A 23863-nucleotide genomic window follows, 5' to 3' on the forward strand; every position below is an offset into this window, starting at 1 on the left:
GGCTACTTGTCGGAGAGGACCCGGTTCTTCTCGATGTAGCTGGTCCACTCCGGCGGCACGTCGGTGTCGGGGAAGATGGCCTGCACGGGGCACTCCGGCTCGCAGGCGCCGCAGTCGATGCACTCGTCGGGGTTGATGTAGTACTGGTCCTCCGCCTCGTAGATGCAGTCGACCGGGCAGACCTCGACGCAGCTGGCGTCCTTGGTGCCGATGCAGGGCTCGGTGATCACGTACGGCATATCTGCGCTCCGGAGGTTCGTTCGGTTCGGTTCGAGGCTGCGTCAGGGCGCCGCGGAGGCCGCCGGGCGGAAGAATAGCGACCCCGCCCCGGCTTGTCCACCCGGAATTCGGACGGACGTTCGAACGCTACGCAAGATGCGTGTCGAACCACGCCAGCGTGGCCTCGGCGGCCGTGCGCAGCGCGTCGCTGGCGCCCGCGTACGGGTGCTTCGCCCCGAGGGTGTGGTCGGCGCCCTCGATCACCAGCAGCTCGGCGTTCTCGCCCGCCGCGGCGAACAGGGCGTGCCCCTCGTCCACCGGCACCGTCTCGTCGGCGTCGCCGTGCACGATCAGCCAGGGGACGGCCACCTCCGCCGCGGCCGCGCCGATGTCCAGCCGGTCGCGGTGCTCCACGAAGTCCACCCAGTAGTCCGGCGCGATCGGCATCTGCTGCCTGGTCCGGGCGTTCTCGATCAGCACGTCCTCGCCCCGGCGCCAGCGCGCCACCTGCTCCTCGGTCCAGCGCCCCGGGACGCTGGCGATCGCCGCCCAGGTGACCAGCGTGTCGAGGCGCGGGTCCACGGCGGCCGTGAGCACCGCCTCGCCGCCCCCGCGCGAGTGGCCGAAGAGCCCCACGCGCTTCGGGCGGCGCTCCGTCAGGCGCCCGGCCTCGAGCGCGTCCAGCACCATGCGGATCTCGTCCAGGTTGCGCGAGTGCGTGTTCTCGCGGAACAGCTCCAGCGCCGAGAAGTCCACCCCGTCGGCCCCCACCCCGTTGCGCGAGAAGTCGAAGGTGACCGCCGCGTGCCCGTGCGCGGCCAGCGCCTTCGCCAGCGCGGGCCACGGGCCCCAGGTGCGGAACCCCTTGAACCCATGGCAGACCACCACCGCGCTCTTCGGCCTGGTCCCCGCCTTCACCCGCACGTCCCCGCGCACCGGCGGCCCGCCGTCCCCCGGCCGCAGCTCGAAGCGGGTGCAGGCGATGGTGGTGCCGGTGGCGGCGGCGGTCGTTTCGGTCATCGTCTCACCTCGGGAAAAGAAGGGGACAGGGGACAGGTTACAGGGGACAGCCGGCAACACCGATCGCCGCCTCCCCGGCTCCTATTCTCCATCCTCCGCAGTCGAAGCAGGCTGTCCCCTGTTCCCTGTCCCCTGCAGCCTGCAGTCGAGGTAGCGGATGCGGCGCAGGTTGGTGGGGTCTTCGAAGTCGCCCTCGCGCGCGCGGCCGAGCGTCCCGTCCGCCGCCGCGGCGACGACCGCGCGCACCTGGGCCAGCTCCTCGGGCGCCATCGGCCCCAGCCCGGGAACGTCGGTGCGCGGCGAGCGCTCGATCGTGAGCACCTGGCGCGCCAGGGAGACGAACATCGAACACGCCTCGGGGCACGGCACCCGCGCGTCGCCGTCGACCGGCCCCTCTTCACCCAGGCCCAGCGGCGTGCCGGCGTCGATCTCCCACGCCACGCGGCGCAGGCAGACGGCGTCGGCGCAGCAGGCGCGCGCCGCGAGGCGCACCGCGTCATCCGCCAAGAGCTTCACGGGCGCGTAGATGCCGCTCTGCCGGCCCGCCGTCTCGCGCCAGTGGGTAACGCGCAGGGCGCCCGTGCGCCCCGCGTGCCAGTGCGCCGCGCACGCCGGGTACAGGTAGTCGAGCGCCGTCCACAGCCCGCGCTCGTCCAGGTCCACCAGCGCCCACCCCTGCCGCAGGTTGGGCGAGGTCTTGAGCGGCCGGTGCTCGCCCGCGCTGGTGGTCTGCGCGATCCGCCGCGCGAAGAAGGGGTCCGGGGTCACCCACTCCAGCGACTGCGGGGAGCGGTGCACGTCGCGGCGGTGGCGCACCTCGTAGCGGCCGGGCGCCGTCGCCAGGAGCCGCGCCTGGAGGAAGACGCGCCCCGCCGGGCCCGCCTCGTCCACCCAGGCGGCCAGCGCCCGGCGCGCCTGGGCCACCCCGCCGGGGGCGTGCGCGCCGCGTGCCTCCGGCGTGTCAGACACCGGCCGCCTCGCGCAGGCCCAGGCGCTCGGAGAGCCGCGCCCCGGCCTCGCGCGCGCGCTGGACGACGATCTCGGCCACCTCGGGGAAGGTGCCCACGGGGTCGGCGTAGTAGATGGTGCGCCCGTCCTGCTCGGTCACGTGGCTCACGGCCGGGCGGTTGAGCCCCAGGTCGTCGGGAATGGTCTCCTGCGTGTGCCACCCCTCGGCCACGAAGAAGGGGACCAGCACCACCCGCCGCTCCTCCATCGCCTCCAGCACCTCGCCCACCTCCGGCGCCTGGTCCAGGAAGCCGGTCCGCACGTGGCCGAAGACCCCGGCCGCCGCCGCCTCGCGGGTGACGCGGTAGATCACCTCGGCCGAGTTGCTGTTGCGCTCCGTCCCGTGGCCGATGATGACGAGTCCGGCCCGCTTCGCCTCCTCGCCAGAGAGCCCCGCCGACTCCTCGGCGCGGCGCAGGATCATCCCCGCCATCGACGGGTGCGTGCCGACGGGGAGGGTGTAGCGGACGGTCTTGCCCAGCTTGTGGGTGACGGAGGGCGCCGGGCCCGAGAGCCCCAGCTCGCGGGGGATCACCTCCTCGGTGAAGTAGCCCTCGGAGATGAAGAGGGGGACCACGTAGACGTCCCCCGACTCGACGAGGTCGAACACCTCGCGCATGGAGGGCTCTTCCTTCCAGAAGCACTCGCGCACCTCGTCGAAGGCGCCCGTCCGCCGGATCGCCTCCGCGTGCCGGTAGACGGGCGCGCTCGAGTCCGCGTTCAGGTGCGACCCGTGCCCGATGATGACTAGCGCCTGCACGTCCAGCTACTCCTTCGCGTGGGTGTCGGAGAGCGGAAGTTGGGGCGGGTGGTGGGCCGCGGCAAGAGAGGAGCGGGCGCATAGGGACGGACGCCGGACCCGGATGCAGCAACGGCCGCGGTTCATCCGCGGCCGTTGCATAAGACGAGCGAGGGTGAGGCTGGCGTCAGGCGGCGACGCGTCCGTAATCCCTGCGGAGTTCCTCCAGCAGCTCGCGTCCCCGGCGCGGGTCGCGGTGCGGCCGCGCCGCTCTCAGCCGTTCGTCGAGGATACTGCTGAGCTCCTGGGTGTAATACGAGGCCCGCTCCTGCGACAACTCCGGCACCGGCGTCCCCTCGCGCTCCTCGATCTCGGCGAGGACGTCGGCGAAGGCCTCGGCCACCTGGGCCGCGCGCTCCGCGTTCCCGATCGCCGACGCGGACATCTGCGCGCGGTCACGCAGCAGGATCTCCCGCAGCCCGGGGCTCCGGAAGCGCTCGCGCTCGTAGAGCCGGAGCATCGCATCGTAGATCACGTAGATCACGATGTCTTCCGAAGCGTTTCGCAGTTTCTCGAACATCGTCTCAACTCCTGAATTCGATGATGTCGAAACAGCCCCTGGGCAGAACCTCCACCCGGTACTCCACGGAGAGCGGATGCGCCCGCTCGGAAACGGGAACCTCGAATGCGATGCCGCTCACCCGGTCGAACGGGATGACGTAGAGCACGGGCCGGAACTCCCATGTGACTGCCGATTCCACGATCTGATCGATCTCCGCGAATCGCGCCGGGGTGATGAACCCCTTCTCGCGCTTCATCCTCGCTCCACGCATGATGCCGCCGCGGTTGCGCTTGATCGCGTCGCTGTGGCGCTCGCCCCTGCGGCATTCGTCCGCCAGGTTCCGGTAGATCTCGGCCGGGCTGGCGGTCGGCGGCACGTTCACATGTCGCGCCGCAGTGGTCCCGTCGAAGTGCGGGCTGCACCACGCGTAGTGGATCCCACCGTAGAACCGCTCCGCGATCGCGTGCGCCAGCCACGTGCTGGCGGAGTACAGCAGAAGAGGCCGGTCCATTCAAACGAAGGAGCGTGGATCACGCAAAGTGGACGTGCAGTACTTAAATTGACGAAAGCGAACGACTCGCGCAAGCCCTCGCTCCACAGCCGCCAGGGCTTGCCGGATTTTCCTGAAGGTGAGCTAAAGCGCCTGCGCCTGCCGCACCAGCAGGTCGTAGTTGGCGCGCTGGGCGGGGGTCATCTTCGCGGGGAGGGCGACAATCACGGCCGGGCGCGACGTGCTCTCGGGGAGGTGCAGCACCAGGGCGTCGCGGGGGGCGGGGCGGGCGTAGTCGGTGGAGCGGCCGCTCGCGTCGATCTGCACCGTGCGGCCGGGGGCCGCCAGCGTGGCCAGCACGCGGCCGTACTCCGTCCACTCCTCCAGCGGGTCCGACGACTCGTCGGCCACGGCGGGGATCAGGCGATCCTCGTAGTAGGCCAGCGCCCGGCGGTACGCGTCGGGGCTGGCCGCCTTCAGGTCGCGCAGCTGCGTGCGGTAGAAGTCGCGCGGGTCGCGCGCACCGGATTCCTGGAGGGCGCGCTCGAAGCGCTCGTCGGCGCGGGCGCGGAGGTCTGCGTCTGCCATCGTTCCCGGTGGGCTGAATCGACCGCGCGGATTGTACGCGCCCCCTACCGTCCGCGCCAGCCGCAGCCGGCCTCCGACAGCGTGGCCCAGTCCACCTCGCGCGGCGGGGCGGCCGCCATCTCCCGCCGCCAGTCGCGCTCGACGTCGGCGAGCGGGCGCCCGGCCGCCCGCTCCAGCGCCGCGGGGCCGCCCGTCCACAGCGCGCGCACGGCGCGGGTCCCGTGCCGCGCGCGGAGGTGGCCGAGCAGGCCGCCGGCCTGGAGGTACGCCGTCAGGTCGTCCTGCGCGCGGAAGGCGCCGGTGAGGCGGTCCAGCGGCAGCGCGCGACCGCTCTGCACCAGGAAGGCGGCCACGGTCTCCAGGTCGTACGGCCCGCACGTCCCCTCGGCGAGCACCGCCACGCCCTCCTGCACCCAGTCCCCCGCCGGCGAGCGGCCCCAGGCGCCGATCGAGACGGCGTGCATCGCCTCGTGGCGCGCGGACGGCCTCCGCCTGGCGCTCGCGGCGACGACGGCGACGCGCTCCTCCGGGTACGCGGTGCCGCCGCGCACGGCCTGGCCCGTCAGCCGGCCCATCTGCGCGCGGTCTTCGACGTAGAAAACGTGGAGCGTGCGCCCGTCTTCCCCCAGCTCCAGCAGCCGGTAGGCGTCCGCGCGCGCCCGGGCCGCCAGCGCCGCCAGCTCGGCCGCGTGCCGCGCCGCGTACGAGCCCGGCTGCACGTAGACGCGCAGCTTCGGCGCGTCGACGCGCCTCCAGCGGAAGCCCGGGGTGGTGCGGAACGTGGAGACGAGCGGCGTCTCGTACGCGTCGGCGGCGGGCGCCTCGCCCGAGCAGGCGGGAGACGCGAGGAGCGGGAGGAGCAGGACGCAGGCGGGGATTCGCATCGGGAGGTCTACCGCGGCGGGCGGTCCTCGAGGCGGTAGACCAGGCGCAGCCCCGACCAGGTGGCGTCGATGGCGCAGACCTTGGTGTCGACCATCCCGTTCTCCAGCGCGACGGCGCGCACCACGTCCTCGGTGAGGTCGGTGGGAACCCGCGACGCCTTCTTCGGCCAGGCGACCCACAGCATCCCCGCGGGCGAGAGCGAGCGCGCCAGGCGGGCGTACTCCGCGCGCAGCTGGTCCGCGGCGGTGGTGAAGAAGACGACCAGGTCCAGCCCCGCCGACTCCTCGCCGTCCGCGAGCACCGCGACGTCCGGCGGCAGCTCGCCCAGCGCGGCCGCGAAGCCCGGCGGCGCGTGGTCGAAGCGCACGCGGTGGCCGGGCTTGATCCCGAGCTTCTTCGGCAGCGGCGTCCCGCTGTAGCCGGCGGACGTGGAGGAGGTGGAATCCATCGCAGGCGCGAAGTCAGCGGGTCAGGTGGACCGTCGGGACGGCCGAAGCGTAGAACTCCCTGCGGCGCGCGGACCGGGGAGCGTATCCTGCGCGTCCGCTGGCCGACGGGACGGCGACGAGCATGCAGGCTGTCCCCTGTAACCTGTCCACTGTCCCCTGTCCGTTACAAGAGTTTCCTTCCCTGAACGGAACGGAACTTGTAACATGCAGGCCCCCTCGTCTCGAACCCGGCCCAGGGAGGTCCCATGCCGAACAACGCATTCAGCGCCCGCCCGCCCGCCTTCGCCGGCACCCAGGGGACGATGGAGCTCTCGTGGGAGCTGTTCGGCGAGCTGAGCCGGGTGCTGGCGCTGCGCGTGGCGCGCGACTACCGGCCGGACCTGGTGATCGGCATCGCCACGGCGGGCGTGATCCCCGCGGCCACCGTGGCGGCCATGCTGCACGCTGACTTCGAGTCGATGAAGATCTCGCGCCGCGACGGCGCCCGGCTGCAGGCGTCCCCGCGGGTGCTCTCGCCCACGCCCGTGGAGGCGAAAGCGCGCCGCGTGCTGATCGTGGACGAGATCACCACCAGCGGCGACACGCTACGCCTGGCGCTGGCCGCCGTGCGCGAGGTGGGCCCGGCCGACGTGCGCACCGCCACCAGCTTCGTGCGCCCGGGCGGCTACCGCCCCAACTACTTCGCGCTGGAGACCGACCAGCTCGTGGTCTACCCCTGGGACCGCCAGGTGGTCACCGACGGCGAGCTGGTGACGCATCCCACGTACGCGGGGCTGACGGCTTGAACTGCAAGTGTGTTAGTCCTTAGTGCTTAGTCTTTTAGTGGGATCGTGCGCGAGGGACGGCCCCGCACGATCCCACTAAGGACTAAGCACTAAGGACTAAAGCACTAAACAACGAAGGCCGGCCCCGTGGCACGGGGCCGGCCTTCGCACGTTCGACGGCGGCGGGCGAGAGCGGATCAGCCCTTCGCCATCGAGTCGAGGAACTCCTTGTTGTTCTTCGTCTTCCGCATGCGGTTGAGCAGGAAGTCGATGGCCTCGGCCGGAGGCATGTCGGAGAGGAAGTTGCGCAGCAGGTACACCCGCGTCAGCTCCAGCTCGTTCAGCAGCAGGTCCTCGCGCCGCGTCCCCGAGCGGTTCAGGTCGATCGCCGGGAAGATGCGCTTGTCGGCGATGTGCCGGTCGAGCGCGAGCTCCATGTTGCCGGTGCCCTTGAACTCCTCGAAGATCACCTCGTCCATGCGGCTGCCGGTCTCGATGAGCGCGGTGGCCACGATGGTGAGAGAGCCGCCCTCCTCGATGTTGCGCGCGGCGCCGAAGAAGCGCTTGGGCTTGTGCAGCGCGTTGGCGTCCACGCCGCCGGAGAGGATCTTCCCGGAGTGCGGCACCACCACGTTGTAGGCGCGCGCCAGGCGGGTGATGGAGTCCAGCAGGATCACCACGTCGCGGCCGTGCTCCACCAGGCGCTTGGCCTTCTCCAGCACCATCTCGGCCACCTGCGTGTGCCGGTCGGCCGGCTCGTCGAAGGTGGACGAGATCACCTCGGCCTTCACGTTCTCCTGCATGTCGGTGACCTCCTCGGGGCGCTCGTCGATGAGCAGCACGATGAGGTGCACCTCCGGGTGGTTCTCGGTGATGGCGTTGGCGATCTTCTGCATCAGGATCGTCTTGCCCGCCTTCGGGGGCGCCACGATCAGGCCGCGCTGCCCCTTGCCGAGCGGCGCGATCAGGTCCATCACCCGCATCGACAGGTCGCCCGAGGCGGCCTCCAGGTGCACCCGCTCGTCGGGGTAGCGCGGGCGCAGGTTGTCGAAGGCGATGCGGTGCTTGGCCTTCTCAGGCTCGTCGCCGTTGACCCGCTCCACCTTGAGCAGCGCCAGGTAGCGCTCGCCCTCCTTGGGCGGGCGCACCTGCCCCAGCACGGTGTCGCCGGTGCGCAGGTCGAAGCGCTTGATCTGGCTGGGCGAGACGTAGATGTCGTCGGGCCCGTACAGGTAGTTCCAGTCCTGCGAGCGGAGGAAGCCGTACCCCTCGGGCAGGACCTCGAGCACGCCCTCGCCGCGCAGCACCACCTCGCTGTCGAGCAGGTTCTGCTCGATGCGGTAGATGAGGTCCTGCTTACGGAGCCCCGAGTAGTTCGAGATGTTGAGCCCTTCCGCCATCTCGTGCAGCTCGGCGATGCTCTTGGATTTGATGGCTGTGATGTCCACGACTGGCTCCGAATGTGTCTATGCGATACCGCGGCCCACGGGGCCCGCTGCCGCCGCGTCCGCTGGAATTGTTCCGATGAAGCTGGGAAAAGAGACCAGGGAGGAGGCGCACCCGCGCCCTGAGCCGGATAGGCGGTCTTGGCTGTGAGACGGTACGCGCAACCTAACGACCGCTTTTTTCCCGCGCAAGACCAAACGTTTGGCGGGTTTCCGGCCTGGCGCCGCGGAATGTTGCCGCTGTCCCTGGTGTCGGTTCGACCGGCCCGCGCGCACGAACCGGGCCACGCTCCCGCCACACGCGCGCGCAACGTCTTGCCCTGTATCGCTTTTCAAGGCGCGGCGCCCAACCTTTCGCGGCGGTCTGATGCGGGGGAGATACCCGCCGGAGCGCGCCAGGTGCCATGAGCCCGGCTCACTAACACAACTCTTACGATTCCTTAATCTTAGACCCGGTCCAGACGGCCCCCGCGACCGCATACCCCGGCGCCGCGCCGGTCTCCGGACGTTGCCGCGCGCCTGGGCCGGCCGCGGAGGCGCCGCGCATCCCGTGTCGGAAAACGTCGGCTGCGGTACGGATCCCAGGACGGCTCGCGTCGGGTACCCATCGCGGGAACCCACGCGGGATGCGGCGGCCGCGTGAGGGATGCGCGCCCGGAGGGCCAGACCGGGGCGGCCGGGCAGTTTCGGCCGACGCGGGCCCGGCGCGGTTGGGCAGCGTTGTTTGCTGCCCTACCGCGCGCGCAGCCCGGCCCAGAGCGCAGCGGAGGGACACGCCCAAACCGAAGTGCGAAAGTGCTGAGTGCGAAAGTGGTGGATGCAGGCTGACTCTCGCACTCTCGCACTCTCGCACTCTCGCACTTCAACTACCCCGAGAGAGCCTTCCGAACCATTCGGCGCGAAGCAGGCCGGCCGGTGCCGCACCGGTGTCCCACGCTGGGGCGCGGGTGGGACTGCGGGCGGGGAATGCGCGCCCCGGCCCGGACGACGCCGTACCACCGCCGCCCACGCGGAAATCCCTGAAAACAAAGGGGTGTACGCATCGTCCGCTTCGTGCGCTCCAGCCCGCGCCGCGGCGCGGTACGCTCCTTGACAAACGGCCGCGGCACGAGGGAGATTCCGGACGGATCGTCGCAACGCGCGACTGACGGAGCTGAGGCGATGGCACGGCACAACCGAGAGGGCCGGGGCGAGGACCAGCGCGGCCGCACCTACATGGTGGGGTACCAGCCCGACTGGTTCCGACACGTGAAGGTGACGCGCGGGCTGGACAGCGGGCGCCAGTCCACCAAGACCCTGCTGCGCAACCCCGACCCGCCGGCCGCCGAGCCGGGGCGCCGGGTGCGCACGCACATCAACGCCCCGGAGCTGGGCCTCGACTTCGAGGTGATCATCGACGACGTGCGGCACGTGGTGCGCCGCATCATCGTGGAGACGGTGGTCCCCGAGGGCGACGACGCCGGCGAGGTGATCGCCTTCTCGCTCTCGCGCAACCCCGACGAGTCGCCCGACGACTGAGCGCCCGGCCGGCTCCACCCGCCGGCCGCGGCGGCCCCCGCCCTTTTCTTCCCAGGCATGATCCTTCAGGCGGACCCCGCCGCGGGCGAGAACTCGCAGGTGCTCTTCGCCGTCGCCGTCATCGTGGTGGTGAGCGTGATCGTGTTCACCACCGGGGTGATCTTCGCGCTCCTGCGCAGGAGCGACCGGCGCCGCGCGGAGGAGGAGAAGCTGGCGGCCATCGGCACGGCCACCGCGCGCATCCTGCACCAGATCAAGAACCCGCTGCAGACCATCGTGCTGCACGCCGACATCCTCCAGGACGAGCGCATCGTCTCGGAGCAGTCGCAGCGCCGCGAGGTGTGCGAGGCCATCGTGGGCGAGAGCCAGCGCCTGGTGGCGATGCTCGACGAGCTCTCGGTGTATGCCAGCGGCGCCAGGCGCGCGCTCAACCGGCGCCCCGTGCGCCTGGACGACGTGGTGCGCCAGGTGGCCGGCCACGAGGCGCGCGAGTCGGCGGAGACGGGCCTCAGGGTGGACGCCAGCGGGATCGGCGAGGCCACGGTCTACGCCGACGTCTACTACCTGCGGCAGGTGTTCGACAACCTGGTGCGCAACGCCCGCGAGGCGATGGACGGCCAGCCCGACCCGCGGCTCTGGCTCACGGTGGCGCGCGCGGGCGGCAACGCCGAGGCGCGCGTGATCGACAACGGCCCCGGGATCGAGCCCGAGAACCTGCACCGCGTCTTCCAGCCGTTCGTCTCCACCAAGGGGAAGGGGATGGGGCTGGGGCTCGCCATCTGCCGCGACATCGTGGAGGGGCACGGCGGCAAGCTGGACGTGGAGTCGACGCCCGGAAAGGGCACCACCTTCACCGTCTCGCTCCCGCTCTACACCGACGTCCCCGCGCTCGCCGGCGCGGGCGCCTGAGGCCGCGCGTCCCGCCGATCCCACCCGGCACTGCCGTTCCACAAAATCGCCGAGGGGCGCCTGAAATTCAGGCGCCCCTCGCGCTTTCCGGGCGGAGACGGCGAACCGCGTCGGCTATGGTCCTGCCTTCACGACCTTCTCGAGGGTGTAGACCAGGTCGCCGAACTGCGATTCGTCGCCGTTGGCGGAGTTGGCGGCGGCGTGGAAGACGACGGACCCCGCCGCGGAGGCGGGCGCCGTCCACTCGACGGTCCACTCGATCCGCCCCGGCGCGGCGGGCTGGACGCCCGGGCGCGCGTGGCCGGCATACTGCACGCCGCTGGGCGTGCCCTCCACCACCTTCACCCGCTCGTCCGGCGCGCGGAAGCTTCCCGCCTGGCGCCCCGCCGCCGCTCCGTCCGCGAAGCGCGCCGAGAGTTCGAAGCCGCCCCGCTGCAGGTCGCCGCGCGCGAGGGAGACGGTGATCCGGTAGGGCTCGCCGGGGCGGTAGGCGTCGGGGATGCCTGCGAGCGACAGCGTCCCGCCCGCCTCGTTGAGCGCCTCGCCCATGTGGCACTGGGCGCAGGTCGGCTCGCCGAAGCCGCCGGTGAACCCCGGGGGCGGCCCGTCCGGGAACGCCCCCCGCGCGCCCCGCACCGGGATGGCGATCCCCGCGAAACCGATCGCCGCAACGGCGAGCGCGGCCGAGACTCTCCAGAGCTTCATCCCTTCACCCGCGTACTTTCGCACTTTCGCACTCACGCACTCACGCACTCGCCGTTCAAGGCAGCTTCGCCCGGCCAATGGTGTTGACGTCGGTGCCGAACCAGATCTCGCGCGCGGGGCGGTGGAAGTACATGTGCCGCACCGTGCCGCCGCCGCTGGGGATCGGCGCGGGGCTGGTGAACTGCTCCGTCCTGGGATCGAAGCCGACGAAGCGGTTCGGCTGCGAGCCCGTCTCCACCGCCCAGAGCATGTCCTGGTCGTCCACCGCCATCGCGTAGGGGCGTGACCCGGCGCCGCCGGGCATCTGCCACTCCTTGAACTGGCGCGTGGCCGGGTCGTAGCGCCCCAGGTATCCGCCCGCGTGGTCCACGTACCACACCTTCCCGTCCGAGGTCATCCCGATGCGGCGGCTGCGGGCCGCCTCGCGCGGGAGGGCGATCTCGGTGAGCTGCATGGTGGCCGGATCGATGGTGGCCAGCTTGTTGGTGCCGAAGAGGTTCAGCCACGGCCGCCCTCGCGCGTCCAGCACGATCCCGTACGGCCGCGCCCGCGGCGTGGGCACCGCGATCAAGCGCACCTGCCCGCTCGCCGGCTCCAGCTTCCCGACCATGTTGGCGCCCTGCAGCGTGAACCAGAGGTCGCCGCGCTGGTCGAAGACGAGCGTGTGCGGGTCGCGCGCGGCCGGGTCGGGCATCGGGTAGCGGCGCACCTGCCCGGTGCGCGGGTCCAGGCGGCCGATGTGCCCGTTCCCGTTCCCCGCGTACCACACCGCGCCGTCGCGCGCGACGATCAGGTTGTGCGGCAGCGCCCGCTCCTCCAGCTCGAAGCGGCGGAACTGCCCGGTGCGCGGGTCCAGGTACGCCACGTAGTTCCCCACCTGCCCCACGAACCAGACGCGCCCGTCGGGGCCCACGTACGGGTCGCGCGGCCGGCTCTCCGCCCACGGCACCGGCCACTCGCGGATCTCGACGTCGTTGTAGGCGGCCGCGGCCCCGAGCAGGGGAACGGCCATCAGCGCGATCGCTCGTCTCATTCGTACCTCCGCGCGGTGTAAAAGAGGGCCGGTTCGGGTGAAGAAGACCCCATGCCGAAGAAAAACGTTGATCGCGTCACTGGAGGCAAGAGGCAGAGCGTGTCACGGCGGTCGCGCGCGGTCACCCCGGCGGGCAGAGGTGGAAGTGGCGTTCGGGTTCCGGTAGGGTCCGCATCGAACCGAACGACCGGTGGAGAAATCGGATGACCACGTCCATCTACTGAGTTTACCCGGAGGCGGCGTAGTGGAGGATCACTTCGAGAGACTTCGAGAGAAGAGCAGTGGCGAGCGTGATGATCGGCGCGAGCGGAACCAAAGGGCCAGTCCCAGGGCAGCCGCACGTGGCACGCGACACGATTCCCTGCCGCGGTGATCGGCCTGCTGCCGGTCGGCGGCGCGTTCATGGTTTCACCCGATCATTCTGCGCATGCGCTTCCCCTGCGCACGCGCCATGGACGACCGCTACTGCCACACTCACCGACGTGCCGCCATGTACGTGAGGTTCCACTGTGGCGGAGCGATGGCCGAACTGGAACGGATCGACGACCTGCAGGCGATCGTGCTCCGGGGTGACGAGGCATCCAGGCCCTTCTGGACTCGCCTGAAGACTTCAGCTGCAGCAGGGTTGCTCCGCGCCCTGCCTCCCTCAAGGTGGCGATCCGATCTGAGTTCCACGCACGTGGCCCCATTCCATCGGGGAGGCTTTCGATTTCTGCAATATGGGAGAGGAGGACTGCGCGATTGGTCAACCAACCAGCTGCTGGGGACCCCACCAGGGCCCGTGCGTCCGGTATACAGGGATGCTGAAGACCACCTTCTGATCGGGACGAATCGGCTGTGCGTGAAGTTCAGCCGCCGCCTCGCACCCGCGGAGATGCAGGCCTTCGTCGCCAGGACCGGTCTTGCACCGCTGACGGGCCTCGCCTTCGGCGAAAACCTCCATGTCTTCACCCTCCCGCCTGCCTCCGATCCCCTGGAGGTTGTGGAGAAGCTCGGCGGCGACAGCACCGTTTCGTTCGCAGAACCGGTGTTCGTCGAGCACCTGCCGGGCAGGGCGACGGCTTCCGATCCCGATCTTGGTAAACAGTGGCAATGGAAGAACACCGGCTCCGGAGGCGGCAAGGCCGGTGCGGACGTCCGTGCCGAGGAAGCCTGGAAAGTGACCCGGGGTGCGGGTGTGACCGTCGCGGTCGTCGACAACGGGTTCGACGTGGCTCACCAGGATTATCGGGCGGGGATCTCGCCATTCTCCGGCTACTTCGAAAAAGGCGGTCAGTTCACACGCAACCTGGAGAAGTTCCCGCGCAGCAAGCACGGAACGTTCTGCGCGGGCATGGTCGGGGCCCGTCAGAACAACGCTTTGGGAGGATCCGGCGCCGCACCCGAATGCAGCCTCATGCTGGTTGCCTGCCTCGAAGACGCACTGGGAACCCAGCTCACGCTCGCCCGTGCCATCGGCTATGCGACCAAGCCCACGACGGAGGTCAAGGAATCCTCTGGAGCGGGGGCCGATATCATCTCCTGCAGCGTTGGACCGAAGAGCGGCGGCTGGAAAAGCACTCTCGTTCTACGCGAGGCGCTGAACAACGTGAGTCACGGCCGCAATGGTCTGGGAACACTGGTTTTCTGGGCAACATCGAATGAGAACATCGACATCAGCCGCGACGATGTCTGTTCACATCCCAACGTGGTCGCGGTCGGGCGCTCCACGAACCGGGACACCGACGATGGGTCGGCTCACGGAGAGAAGCTGGAACTCCTTGCCCCGGGCAAGCGCGTCTTCAGCACGATTCCAGGAGACCGATACGGCACCCTGACCGGGACCAGCTTTGCGGCACCATGCGCGGCGGGCGTTGCGGCTCTCGCCCTGAGTGTGAACCCCAAGCTCTCGGCACGCGATCTTCGCCAGATTTTGAAGCTGTCCTGTGACAAGATCGGCGGACCCTACGACGCCAGCGGTCACTCGCGGACTCATGGGTTCGGCCGTGTGAATGCTGTGCGCGCGGTTCGCATGGCACAGGAAGCGGACGTCCCCTGAGCGTCCGCCTCGCAACCTCATCCAAGGAGCCAGCAATGGTAAAGGCGCTATGTCGTCTCTGGGTCGTGAGTCTCACCCTCGCCTGGGGCGTGGTGGAAGCGGCCGCCCAGTCTCCCAACGCGCTCATGAGCGTCTCCGAGTCCGGCAGGGCGCAGCGAGCCGTTTCGTCGCAGAACTTCTGGATCGGCTCGCAACTCGGGTACAAGTTCGGGGATTCCGGCGAGTTCGCGGACAATCTCCTTTTCAGCGGCCAGATGGTCCTGCAGAACTTCGCGTGGGGAAAGATGCCTGCGGGCCTCGCGATTCCGCTGATGGGGAACGTCTCGCGCATCGTCACCGACGTGGACTCCCTCGAATCGGCAACGGAAGCCCTTCTCCTTTCCTCCGAGGGGCTGGCGCTCGGACTTCACCCCACCTACACGCGGGGTGGTGACCAGGACCAGCTCAGGACGCGGCTGTACGGCCAGTTCGGGTGGAAGCTGAATGCGCTGCGTGACTCGACGGAGACCGTTTACCTTCACCAGGGCCGCCTGGGGGCGGGCTTCGAGCTCGAGCTGCGTCCGAACCCCGACGCCAGGACGCCGCTCACGATCAGCCTCAACCCGGCACTCACCTTCTTCGACCGCGACCGCTTCAAACGGGTCACCAACGAGGACCGCTCCTCGTTCCTCAGCCTGACTTCGACCGGAATCATCCCCATCAGCGACGGCTTCGGACTGCTGGCGGAGGGGATTGCCGCAGAAGGGAGCAAGCCCGTCTGGCGCTTCGGGATCATTCTCGCTCCGACCGGCGACGACGACGACAGCTGAACCGGCCGGAGCGGCACGCGAGTCCTGGCCCGCGTTGCGCCCGCGAGCCGCGGTTCGGGCCACGATCCCGCCGGCTGCTCTCGCGGGCACTGTCTTACCGTTCATGAAGATACAGCTGTAGCGCTCCGCTCACACCGCCCCCAGCCCCGTGTTCGCCCGGACGTTGAGCTCGCTGTAGAGCTCGGCGTCCGGGCGGGCGCGCGTCAGGAGCGAGCCCAGCACCGCCGCCAGGAAGCCCAGCGGCACCGATACGATCGCCGGGTTGTCGAGCGGGAAGACGGGGGCCGCCTGGATCAGGTGGCGGGTGGCGGCGCCGGGGGCGTCGACGCCCATCACCGCCGGGGAGAGGACGATCAGCACCACCGACGAGACGAGCCCCACCACCATCCCCGCCACCATCCCGTTGGTGTTGAAGCGCCGCCAGTAGAGCGTGAGCAGGATCGCCGGCACGTTGGCGGACGCCGCCACCGCGAAGGCGAGCCCCACCAGGAACGCCACGTTGAGCGACCTGAGCGAGATCGCAAGCACGATCGACAGCGCGCCGATCACCGCGGCGGCGATGCGGGCCACCAGCACCTGCTCGCGCTCGTCGTGGCGCTCGCCGCGCTTGACCACGCTGAACCAGATGTCGTGCGCGAACGCCGAGCTGCTGGCGATGGTGAGCCCCGCCACCACGGCCAGGATCGTGGCGAAGGCGATGGCCGCCACGAACGACAGGAACACCTCGCCCCCCAGCTTCTCGGCCAGGAGCGGCGCGGCCAGGTTCTGGTTGGGGACCAGCGCGCCCTCCTTCATCACCCCGATGTTCTGCTTCCCCACCAGGGTGGCCGCGCCGAAGCCCAGGAAGGTGGTCATGATGTAGAACGAGCCGATCAGGATCATCGCCCAGACCACCGAGGTGCGCGCGGCCTTGGAGTCCTTCACCGTGTAGAAGCGTACCAGGATGTGCGGCAGCCCCGCCGTGCCGAAGATGAGCGCGATCCCCAGCGAGATCAGCGAGAGCGCCCCCCACGGCCCGTGGTAGTAGAGCCCCGGCCGGGTGAAGTCGCGCACCACGGGCGCCGAGCCGTCGGGGCAGACGCCGGCCTTGGGCGCGCCCGTCTCGCAGAAGCTCCCCGTCACCTTCGCCACCGCCGCGAAGAACTCGGTGAGCGAGAAGCCGAAGCGCGACAGCACCAGGATGGAGAGCAGGATGGTGCCGCTCATCAGCAGCACTGCCTTGACGATCTGCACCCAGGTGGTGGCCAGCATCCCCCCGAAGATCACGTAGACCAGCATCAGCACGCCCACGATCACGATGGCCGTGCGGAAGCCGATCTGCGGGATCAAGAGGCTCACGATGGAGCCGGCGCCCACCATCTGCGCGATCATGTAGAACAGGCTCACCGTGAGCGTGCTGATGGCGGCCACGGTGCGCACCGAGGGCTGGCGGAAGCGGAACGCCAGCACGTCGGCCATGGTGAACTTCCCCGTGTTGCGCAGCGGCTCGGCCACCAGCAGCAGCACGGTGAGGTACGCCACCAGCCAGCCGACGGAGTACATGAACCCGTCGTAGCCGTAGAAGGCGATGAGCCCGGCGATCCCCAGGAAGCTGGCCGCCGACATGTAGTCGCCCGCCACGGCCCAGCCGTTCTGGAAGCCGGTGATGCGCCGCCCGGCGCTGTAGAACTCGGCGGTGGTATGGGTGCGCCGCGACGCCCAGAAGGTGATGCCGAGCGTGACGGCGATGAAGAGCACGAACATCACGAGCGCGGTGTTCACGGCACCCTCCGCGCGTGGCGCCGCACCACCTCGTGCTCCATCGCGTCGAAGGTCCTGGCCCGCCGCACGTACAGCCACATCAGCACCCACGCCATCACGAACTGCGAGAGCGCGAACAGGTACGCCAGGTTGATCTCGCCCACCACGTCGCGCTCCATCACGCCGGGGAAGTAGCCCACCAGCACCGGGAGCGCGAAGTAGTAGACGATGAAGAACACCGTGGCCGGGACCATGAAGCGCCGCTTGGCCCCGACCAGCTCGCGGAACTCGGGCGCGGCCTCGATCGCCTCCCAGTCGGCGTCGGGGCCCGCGTGGACCAGGGTGTCGTCGTCGGCGCCGGGGGGCGGAGGCGGCGGGGTGCGCTCGGGCATCGGGCGGTGTCCTCCGGGTCGGGACGAGGCCTAAGGGACGTGGCGACGGGAGCGGACGAGAAGCGCCCGCGCATGCTACGGGCCAGCCGCGGCGTTGACAAGTGCGCGGGCGGCGCGCCATTCTGCGTAAGACTCGCAGGGAGCGCCGCATCGGCCGCCAGCTCACCAGCCGACGGGAGAGCCGCATGAGCGTGATCACGATCGCGCGCCAGCTCGGGGCGAGCGGCGAGGCGGTGGCCAACCGCCTGGCCGCCTCACTGGGGTGGCGGCTGCTCGACCGCGCGCTGGTCGAGCGCATCGCCGAGGAGCTGGAGGTGGCGCCGGAGCAGGTGGAGGCGTGCAACGAGCGGGTGGAGGGGTTCGTGGAGCGGCTGGGCTCGTACCTCTCCGAGGGCTTCCCCGAGATGATGCCGATGGCGATGGTGCCGCCCCTGTCGCCCGAGTCGACGGCGCGGGCGGCGCGGCGCATCGTGGCGGCGGTGGCGGACGAGGGCCCGGCGGTGATCGTGGGCCACGGCGCCATGTGCATCCTCCAGCGGCACCCCGCGGTGATGCACGTGCTGCTGCACGCGCCCTTCGCCACGCGGGTGGCGCGGGCGGGCGACCACTTCCACCTGGACGAGAAGGCGGCCGCGGAGCGCGTGCGCCGCTCCGACGCCGACCGCAGGCGCTACATCCGCGAGCACTTCGACCGCGACTGGCTGGACCCCACGCTCTACCACCTGTCGGTCGACACCGGCACCTTCGGCGTGGAGGGCGCGGCGGAGCTGATCCAGGAGGCGGCGGGGCGGATGCTGGGAGTGCTGCCGCAGGTGCGGTGAACGGAACCGCGGGGAACAGGGGACGGGGGACAGCCAGCGCGACGCAGGTCCGGCGCGTGGATCTGGTCGGGCGACAGCGTAGGGGCGAGGCCTGCCTCCCCCGGCGGACGCCAGCCCGTGCGCGGAGGCGGCCACTTGCGCCGCGCCGCCGGTCTTCGGACTCGCAGGCTCGCCCCTGCGGGCCCGCTGCGAGTCGAGCAGGAGCAAGAATGGATGCCCGCCGGGGCGTTTCCACAACCAGACGCGGGAGGGCGGGCGGTGCGGAAGGGGGAAGGCCGGTGACGGGGGATCGGGAGAGGCCGCTCCGCCTGGGGCACATCACGTACAGCAACTGCTTCCCCGTCCACGCGCGGGTGATCGACCGCGGCGCGCCGGACGGCATCGAGGTCGTCGAAGGCGTGCCGTCGTTCCTCAACCGCCTGCTGGAGCGCGGGGAGATCGACGTGGCTCCGTCCTCCAGCATCGAGTACGCGCGCCACCCGGACCGCTACCGCATCCTCCCGGACCTGGTGATCGGCTCGCGCGGCGCGGTGCGCAGCATCCTCTTCCTCTCCCAGCGCCACCCGTCGGAGCTGGACGGCGCCACGGTGGCGATGCCGACCGCCTCGGCCACCTCGGTGGTGCTGCTCAAGATCCTGCTCGAGAAGCGGTGGAAGGCCCGGCCGCGCCCGGTGTGGTTCGACCAGGCGCGCGACGACCCGTTCGCCGCCGGGGCCGACGCGGCGCTCTTCATCGGCGACGTGGCGCTGCGCGCGGAGCTCCACCCCGAGACGCACTTCCGCTACGACCTGGGCCAGGAGTGGTACGAGCAGACCGGGCTCCCCTTCGCCTTCGCGGTGTGGCAGGCGGGCGGCGGCACCGACGAGCAGCTCCGCTGCCTGCACCGCACGCTGCTGGAGTCGCGCGCCTACGGGCTGGAGCACCGGGCGGAGCTGGCCGCGCGCTACGCCGGCCGCTTCGGCTTCCCGCCCGAGTTCCTGGACGCGTACTGGGCCGGCCTCTCGTTCGAGCTGGACGCGGCGATGGTCGGCGGCCTGCGCGAGTTCTACCGGCTGGCGGCGGAGATCGGCGAGATCGGCGAGGCGCCGGAGCTCAGGTGGGTAGCCGGAGGCGGCTGAAGCCGCGGCGACAACGGCAGAAAGCCTCGCAAACTGCGCGAGGCTTCAACCGCAACGGCACGTTCGCGTGAGGGATGCGCGCCCGGAGGGCCGGGACGCCGCCGCGACACGGGGTATCGTCGCGGCGGTGGCCCGGCGCCCGTTGGGCACGGTCGTATCGTGCCCTACGGCGTGCGCAGCCCGGCCCGGAGCGCAGCGGAGGGACACGCCCAAACCGCAGTGCGAAGTGCGAAGTGCGAGGTGCGAAGTGCGGTCGGCGGTTCGTCGTCACTCCCCGCCCGGGTCGCGGGCGAGGCCGAGCTGGCGCAGCTTCTTCTGCAGGCTCTGGCGGTGCAGGCCCAGCGCGCGGGCGGTGGCGGACACGTTGCCGCCGTGCCGCTCCAGCGCCGCCTCCAGGAAGGTGCGCTCGAACGCCTCCACCGCCCGCTCGCGCGCCTCGGCGAAGGGGAGGTCCGCGAGCGCGGCGTCCACCGGGCGGAGCGGAGCGGCGCTCTTCCCCACCTGCGGCGGCAGGTCGGCGGCCTCGATCACCTCGCCCTCGGCCAGCACCACGGCGCGCTCGACGGCGTTGCGCAGCTCGCGCACGTTCCCCGGCCACTCGTGCGCCAGCAGCGCGCGGCGGGCGCCCTCGCCGAAGCCCGCGAGCGTCCGCCCGTGCCGCTCCCCCATCTCGGCCAGGAAGTGCAGGGCCAGCGGCAGCACGTCCCCCCTCCGCTCGCGCAGCGGGGGCAGGTGCAGGGTGACCACGTTCAGGCGGTAGAGCAGGTCCTCGCGGAACGTGCCCTCGGCGGCCATGCGCTCCAGCGGGCGGTTGGTGGCGGCCACCACGCGCACGTCGACGGGGACCGGCTTCGTGGAGCCGACGCGGGTGACCTGCCGCTCCTCCAGCGCGCGCAGGAGCTTGGCCTGGGCGGGGAGCGCCAGGTCGCCGATCTCGTCCAGGAACAGGGTGCCGCCATCGGCGGCCTCGAAGAGCCCCTCGCGGTCGCGGTCGGCGCCGGTGAAGGCGCCGCGCGCGTGGCCGAACAGCTCGCTCTCCACCAGTTCCCCCGGGAGCGCCGAGCAGTTGAGCGCCACGAACGGCCCCGCGCGGCGGCGGCTCTCGGCGTGCAGCGCGCGGGCGACCACCTCCTTTCCCGTGCCGCTCTCGCCGGTGACCAGCACGGTGGCGTCGGTGGGCCCGGCGCGGCGGATCACCCGCGTCACCTCGCGCAGCTCCGGCGAGTCGCCGATCAGGCCGCGGTACTCGCCCGCCAGCTCCTCGCGCAGCCGCGCGTTCTCGGCGCGCAGCGCCAGCACCTCGCGCGCGCGGCGGACGGCGGCGCGGATCTCCTCGTTGTCGAACGGCTTGGGGACGTAGTCGTACGCGCCCTCCTTGAGCGCGCGCACGGCGGTGCGCTCGTCGCCGTGCGCGGTCATCAGCACGAAGAGCGCGGCCGGGTGGCGCGCGCGGACCTCCTCCAGCAGCTGCAGGCCGTCCATCGCGGGCATGGTGAGGTCCGAGACCACCAGGTCGGCGGGGGCGGCCTCCAGCGCGGCGAGCGCGGCCGGGGCGTGCTCGGCCTCGCGCACCTCGTGGCCGTCGGCCTCCAGCAGCTCGGCCAGCGAGAAGCGGATCGCCGGCTCGTCGTCGACGACGAGGATCTTCACGGCTCCAGGCGCCGGGTGTCGGGATCGTCGAATCCACGCACGAGATGCCGCGTCAGCGTCCAGCGTCCAGCCCGGCACCGACCCTCCACATCCCTGACGATCTCCGCGAGCGCGATGTACATGGGCTTGTCGCTCTCCCCCTTTTCGTAGCTCCCGAAGCCTCCCTCCGTGCCGAGCTTCCACTCGCTGACCTTGACGTAGACGCGCTCACCCTCCCGAGCGACCTGCCACTGGCCATACTCGATGTAGCCGGCGTTCACCGTATACGCGAATCGGAAGTAGCACCCGATCCCCGCGAAGGTGAGAAGTAGCTCGTCGGGGTAGCGAGCGATGATCTTGAGGCCCTGAACCTCATCCTTCTCGGCCGCAGCGTGGAGGCGTTCGAGGATCGCACGCGCAGCATGCTCTGAAGCAGCGAAGGCCCTCCTTACGTTGCGAAGGTACGGAAAGGCCTCGCCGTAGTCGTCCATCAGCTTCTCCTGGTGAAGTAGGTGGAGCTATGGGCGCGCGTCGCCCTGCGTGGGATCGGGCGCCGGGTCCCGCTGCTCCGCCTGGAAGCGGCGCTGGATCTCCTCGGGGGGGACGCTCTCGATCTGGTGGCCGAGCAGCCACTCGTGCCCGAACGGGTCGCGCAGGCGGGCCTGGCGCTCGCCGTGGTCGTAGTCGGTGGGCGGGCGCAGCACCGTGGCGCCGGCCGCGGCGGCCCGCTCGACCAGCTCGTCCACGTTCTGCACGTGCAGGTGGATGGTGAGCCCGGTGCCTCCGAACGCCTGCGGGCTGTGGATGCCGTGCTCGGGGTGCTCGTCCGCGATCATGAGCGTCGCCGGGCCGAGCTGCAGCTCCGCGTGCGCCACGCGGCCGCCGGCCTCCTGCATCCGGAACGTCTCCCGCGCGCCGAAGACCTGCGTGTACCAGTCGATCGCCCGGGCCGCCCCGCGCACGCACAGGTAGGGGAAGACCTCGCGGACCGGGGGCGCGGGACCGGTGCTCTCGGCGCTCATGGGTCTCTTTCGTCGAACGGTGGCGGGGATCGGATGGCTTGCTCGGTCCGAAGGTGCCTCGGGCGAATGAATTCGCTGCAACAACCACACGAAGTCCGCCTGCGCGGACTACCGGCTTCGGCGTGGGGCCGGGCTCGGTGCGCGGAGGCGGGCCACGCACAGGCGACCCGAACCTCTATCTCCGGCGCGGGGTGACGCCGAGGATGCCGACATAGGAGCCGTCCGCATCGACATCCGCGGAGGGGACCCGGAGGCCGGAGATGGTGCCGTCCAGGTACAGGGCGTCGCGGCACCCCAGCACGTCGCGGACGAAGAGGGCCAGCTGGCGCACGGTGACGCCGTCGGGCGCGTAGACCAGCGCCACCTCCCGCGGACTGCACACGGCGACGGCGTTGCGCGACACCTTCTGCCCCACCAGCCAGTGCGGACTGCCGGCGCGCAGCAGGAGCGGGCCGGACTGCGTGGCCTCGCGCATCCGCGGCAGCAGGGCGCCGGCGCGGCCCGTCTCCACGATCCGCGCCGTCCCGTCGGCGGCGATGGAGAAGACGCCGTTCGGCTGGTAGAAGAAGTTCCCCCGCAGTTCGCCCGCCGGCGGCTCGGCGCTGCGGTTGAGGGGACGCAGCGTGCGGCCCCGCTCCACGTGCAGCCCGGCGGGGAGGCGCGAGCGGTAGAAGATCCCCGCGTTGGTGGCCGCGAGCAGCGTGTCGCCCCGCGCCGCGAGCCAGCGGTCCAGCGCGGCCAGGCTCCCGAACGGCCGCCCCGCCTCGTCGCGCCAGTACAGGCGCAGGTCGGCGCGCGCGAGGTCCACCCGCACCACCTGGTAGCGCCCCCCGCCCGAGCGCATCTCCCGGTACTCGACCGCCCGCCGCCCCTGCTCCTGCGCCGCGCACGCCGTGGCCACGACGGACAGCATCGCCGCGAGCCGGAAACCCCACGCGGTCCTCCCTCCCACCGCGCGGCGGGGGGAGGGCCGGGGAGGGGGGCTGCCCGCCGCCGCGCCGAAGCCCGGCCAGCACAGAGAGGGCCTCACTCGCCGCGCTCCGCCTGGCCGTAGAGGAAGAACGTCTCCGTCGCCGCCACCTCGGGGCGCCAGCCGAGCGCGGCGAGCCGGGGGGCCAGCTCCTCGGGGCGGTGGAACACCTTCACGATGCGGAACTCGCGCCCGTCGTTCAGCTTGCGCACGCTCACCACGTCGTCCTGCGCGGGGAGCACGTGGTCGCGCGCGGTCGAGAGCTCCGTGCGCAGCGAGTCCACGAAGATCGCCCGCCCGCCGGGCTTCAGCGCCGAGCGCACCAGCGCCCAGAACTCCTCGAAGCGCTCCGGCGGCACGTGCGACAGCCAGAAGCTGAAGAACGCCACGTCGTACGCCGCGTCGGGCCTCCACCCGAAGATGTCCGCCTGGACGTAGCGCACCCGCCCGTCGCCGACGCGCCGCCGGTTCAGCTCCAGCACCTCGGGCGAGGCGTCCACCGCCGTCACGCGGTCGGCGTAGCGGACGAGCTGCTCCGTCCACCAGCCGGTGCCGCACGCCAGCTCCAGCACGCACCCCGCCGGGCTCCACGCCGCCAGCGCGCGCCGCACCGCCTCCACCTCGGCGTTCCAGCGCGCGCGGTGCTCGGGGCCCAGGTCGTAGCGCCCCTGCCGCAGGAACCACTCGTCGTACTCCCCCGCGCGGACGCGGTAGTACTCCTTCTGCTGCTCGATCAGGTCGGCGGGCTCGATGCTCAAAGGAATCGGCTTCGATGAAGGTGACTGGGAAGCGGGGCCGACGAATGATAACCGCTGAACGGCGGTTGCGGGCGTGTCCCCCTGAAGGGGGCCGGGCTGCGCGCGCGGTAAGGCAGCAAACCACGCTGCCTAACCGCGCCGGGCCCCGGTCGCGCCAAACCCCACGGCGCGCCCGCGTCCCGGCCCTCCGGGCGCGCATCCCTCACGCGGGTCTCGTCCGGATGGGGCCGTA

Annotated in this window: 26 protein-coding genes; 7 read left to right on the forward strand and 19 right to left on the reverse strand. The window is 71.2% G+C overall.

Annotation, left to right across the window (positions count from 1 at the left end; translation table 11 throughout):
• Window positions 1-2: 2 nt before the first annotated feature.
• From VF746_27505 to VF746_27545, 9 genes are all read right to left on the reverse strand, one after another.
• Window positions 3-239: a ferredoxin gene (locus VF746_27505; protein HEX8696195.1), complete on the reverse strand. Its 237-nt coding sequence runs from the start codon at window positions 237-239 to the stop codon at window positions 3-5.
• A 127-nt stretch (window positions 240-366) separates the two neighbouring features.
• Window positions 367-1239: a prolyl oligopeptidase family serine peptidase gene (locus VF746_27510; protein HEX8696196.1), complete on the reverse strand. Its 873-nt coding sequence runs from the start codon at window positions 1237-1239 to the stop codon at window positions 367-369.
• An 81-nt stretch (window positions 1240-1320) separates the two neighbouring features.
• Window positions 1321-2208, reverse strand: a complete 888-nt coding sequence (locus VF746_27515) for a DR2241 family protein (GenBank protein ID HEX8696197.1) — start codon at window positions 2206-2208, stop codon at window positions 1321-1323.
• Window positions 2201-3007, reverse strand: coding sequence for a CbiX/SirB N-terminal domain-containing protein (locus tag VF746_27520; GenBank protein HEX8696198.1), 807 nt, complete (start codon window positions 3005-3007; stop codon window positions 2201-2203). Before VF746_27520 ends, VF746_27515 begins: the two co-directional genes overlap by 8 nt.
• A gap of 166 nt (window positions 3008-3173) precedes the next feature.
• A complete protein-coding gene (locus VF746_27525) occupies window positions 3174-3530 on the reverse strand; it encodes a hypothetical protein (GenBank protein HEX8696199.1) in 357 nt (118 codons plus the stop codon).
• Window positions 3531-3570: 40 nt separating this feature from the next.
• Window positions 3571-4059 (reverse strand): hypothetical protein, encoded by a 489-nt coding sequence (locus tag VF746_27530; GenBank protein HEX8696200.1) that lies wholly within the window; start codon window positions 4057-4059, stop codon window positions 3571-3573.
• 123 nt (window positions 4060-4182) lie between these two features.
• Entirely contained in the window at window positions 4183-4626 is a 444-nt protein-coding gene (locus tag VF746_27535) for a hypothetical protein (protein HEX8696201.1), read from the reverse strand.
• A 44-nt stretch (window positions 4627-4670) separates the two neighbouring features.
• Window positions 4671-5510: a hypothetical protein gene (locus tag VF746_27540; GenBank protein HEX8696202.1), complete on the reverse strand. Its 840-nt coding sequence runs from the start codon at window positions 5508-5510 to the stop codon at window positions 4671-4673.
• An 8-nt stretch (window positions 5511-5518) separates the two neighbouring features.
• Window positions 5519-5959 carry a hypothetical protein gene (locus tag VF746_27545; GenBank protein HEX8696203.1) on the reverse strand — a complete coding sequence of 147 codons (441 nt, stop codon included), beginning with the start codon at window positions 5957-5959 and terminating at the stop codon, window positions 5519-5521.
• Window positions 5960-6205: 246 nt separating this feature from the next.
• Between VF746_27545 and VF746_27550 the strand changes: the two genes are divergently transcribed.
• Complete coding sequence (locus VF746_27550; protein ID HEX8696204.1) at window positions 6206-6745, forward strand: phosphoribosyltransferase family protein; 540 nt, start codon at window positions 6206-6208, stop codon at window positions 6743-6745.
• A gap of 176 nt (window positions 6746-6921) precedes the next feature.
• On the opposite strand, the gene rho is transcribed toward VF746_27550, so the two are convergent.
• On the reverse strand, window positions 6922-8172 hold the full coding sequence (rho, locus tag VF746_27555; protein ID HEX8696205.1) for a transcription termination factor Rho: 1251 nt from the start codon (window positions 8170-8172) through the stop codon (window positions 6922-6924).
• A gap of 1158 nt (window positions 8173-9330) precedes the next feature.
• Here rho and VF746_27560 point away from each other — a divergent pair.
• Both VF746_27560 and VF746_27565 read left to right on the forward strand, forming a co-directional pair.
• Window positions 9331-9687: a hypothetical protein gene (locus VF746_27560; protein ID HEX8696206.1), complete on the forward strand. Its 357-nt coding sequence runs from the start codon at window positions 9331-9333 to the stop codon at window positions 9685-9687.
• 57 nt (window positions 9688-9744) lie between these two features.
• The gene (locus VF746_27565) at window positions 9745-10596 is read left to right on the forward strand and encodes a HAMP domain-containing sensor histidine kinase (GenBank protein HEX8696207.1); all 852 of its coding nucleotides are present in this window, start codon (window positions 9745-9747) and stop codon (window positions 10594-10596) included.
• A 114-nt stretch (window positions 10597-10710) separates the two neighbouring features.
• On the opposite strand, the gene VF746_27570 is transcribed toward VF746_27565, so the two are convergent.
• Window positions 10711-11301, reverse strand: a complete 591-nt coding sequence (locus VF746_27570; GenBank protein HEX8696208.1) for a choice-of-anchor V domain-containing protein — start codon at window positions 11299-11301, stop codon at window positions 10711-10713.
• A 55-nt stretch (window positions 11302-11356) separates the two neighbouring features.
• On the reverse strand, window positions 11357-12334 hold the full coding sequence (locus tag VF746_27575) for a hypothetical protein (GenBank protein HEX8696209.1): 978 nt from the start codon (window positions 12332-12334) through the stop codon (window positions 11357-11359).
• Between the two features lie 841 nt (window positions 12335-13175).
• Between VF746_27575 and VF746_27580 the strand changes: the two genes are divergently transcribed.
• Window positions 13176-14372 carry a S8 family serine peptidase gene (locus tag VF746_27580; protein HEX8696210.1) on the forward strand — a complete coding sequence of 399 codons (1197 nt, stop codon included), beginning with the start codon at window positions 13176-13178 and terminating at the stop codon, window positions 14370-14372.
• 35 nt (window positions 14373-14407) lie between these two features.
• Window positions 14408-15181, forward strand: a complete 774-nt coding sequence (locus VF746_27585) for a hypothetical protein (protein ID HEX8696211.1) — start codon at window positions 14408-14410, stop codon at window positions 15179-15181.
• Window positions 15182-15310: 129 nt separating this feature from the next.
• Here the strand turns inward: VF746_27585 and VF746_27590 are convergent, their stop codons facing one another.
• Together VF746_27590 and VF746_27595 are read right to left on the reverse strand one after the other, a co-directional pair.
• Window positions 15311-16942 carry a cation acetate symporter gene (locus tag VF746_27590; protein HEX8696212.1) on the reverse strand — a complete coding sequence of 544 codons (1632 nt, stop codon included), beginning with the start codon at window positions 16940-16942 and terminating at the stop codon, window positions 15311-15313.
• Window positions 16939-17313 (reverse strand): DUF485 domain-containing protein, encoded by a 375-nt coding sequence (locus tag VF746_27595; protein ID HEX8696213.1) that lies wholly within the window; start codon window positions 17311-17313, stop codon window positions 16939-16941. The genes VF746_27590 and VF746_27595 overlap by 4 nt, the downstream gene beginning before the upstream one ends.
• A gap of 185 nt (window positions 17314-17498) precedes the next feature.
• Between VF746_27595 and VF746_27600 the strand changes: the two genes are divergently transcribed.
• Together VF746_27600 and VF746_27605 are read left to right on the forward strand one after the other, a co-directional pair.
• On the forward strand, window positions 17499-18134 hold the full coding sequence (locus VF746_27600; GenBank protein HEX8696214.1) for a cytidylate kinase-like family protein: 636 nt from the start codon (window positions 17499-17501) through the stop codon (window positions 18132-18134).
• Between the two features lie 278 nt (window positions 18135-18412).
• Window positions 18413-19252, forward strand: coding sequence for a menaquinone biosynthesis protein (locus VF746_27605; protein ID HEX8696215.1), 840 nt, complete (start codon window positions 18413-18415; stop codon window positions 19250-19252).
• 267 nt (window positions 19253-19519) lie between these two features.
• Here VF746_27605 and VF746_27610 read toward each other — a convergent pair whose 3' ends face one another.
• The 5 genes from VF746_27610 to VF746_27630 form a co-directional block, all read right to left on the reverse strand.
• A complete protein-coding gene (locus VF746_27610) occupies window positions 19520-20902 on the reverse strand; it encodes a sigma-54 dependent transcriptional regulator (GenBank protein HEX8696216.1) in 1383 nt (460 codons plus the stop codon).
• Window positions 20899-21372, reverse strand: a complete 474-nt coding sequence (locus tag VF746_27615; protein ID HEX8696217.1) for a hypothetical protein — start codon at window positions 21370-21372, stop codon at window positions 20899-20901. The genes VF746_27610 and VF746_27615 overlap by 4 nt, the downstream gene beginning before the upstream one ends.
• A 27-nt stretch (window positions 21373-21399) precedes the next feature.
• Window positions 21400-21903, reverse strand: a complete 504-nt coding sequence (locus tag VF746_27620; GenBank protein ID HEX8696218.1) for a VOC family protein — start codon at window positions 21901-21903, stop codon at window positions 21400-21402.
• 175 nt (window positions 21904-22078) lie between these two features.
• On the reverse strand, window positions 22079-22816 hold the full coding sequence (locus tag VF746_27625) for a phosphodiester glycosidase family protein (protein HEX8696219.1): 738 nt from the start codon (window positions 22814-22816) through the stop codon (window positions 22079-22081).
• Window positions 22817-22929: 113 nt separating this feature from the next.
• A complete protein-coding gene (locus VF746_27630; protein HEX8696220.1) occupies window positions 22930-23631 on the reverse strand; it encodes a class I SAM-dependent methyltransferase in 702 nt (233 codons plus the stop codon).
• Window positions 23632-23863 lie beyond the last annotated feature (232 nt).

It is taken from the genome of Longimicrobium sp. (assembly GCA_036389795.1).
Lineage (GTDB): Bacteria > Gemmatimonadota > Gemmatimonadetes > Longimicrobiales > Longimicrobiaceae > Longimicrobium.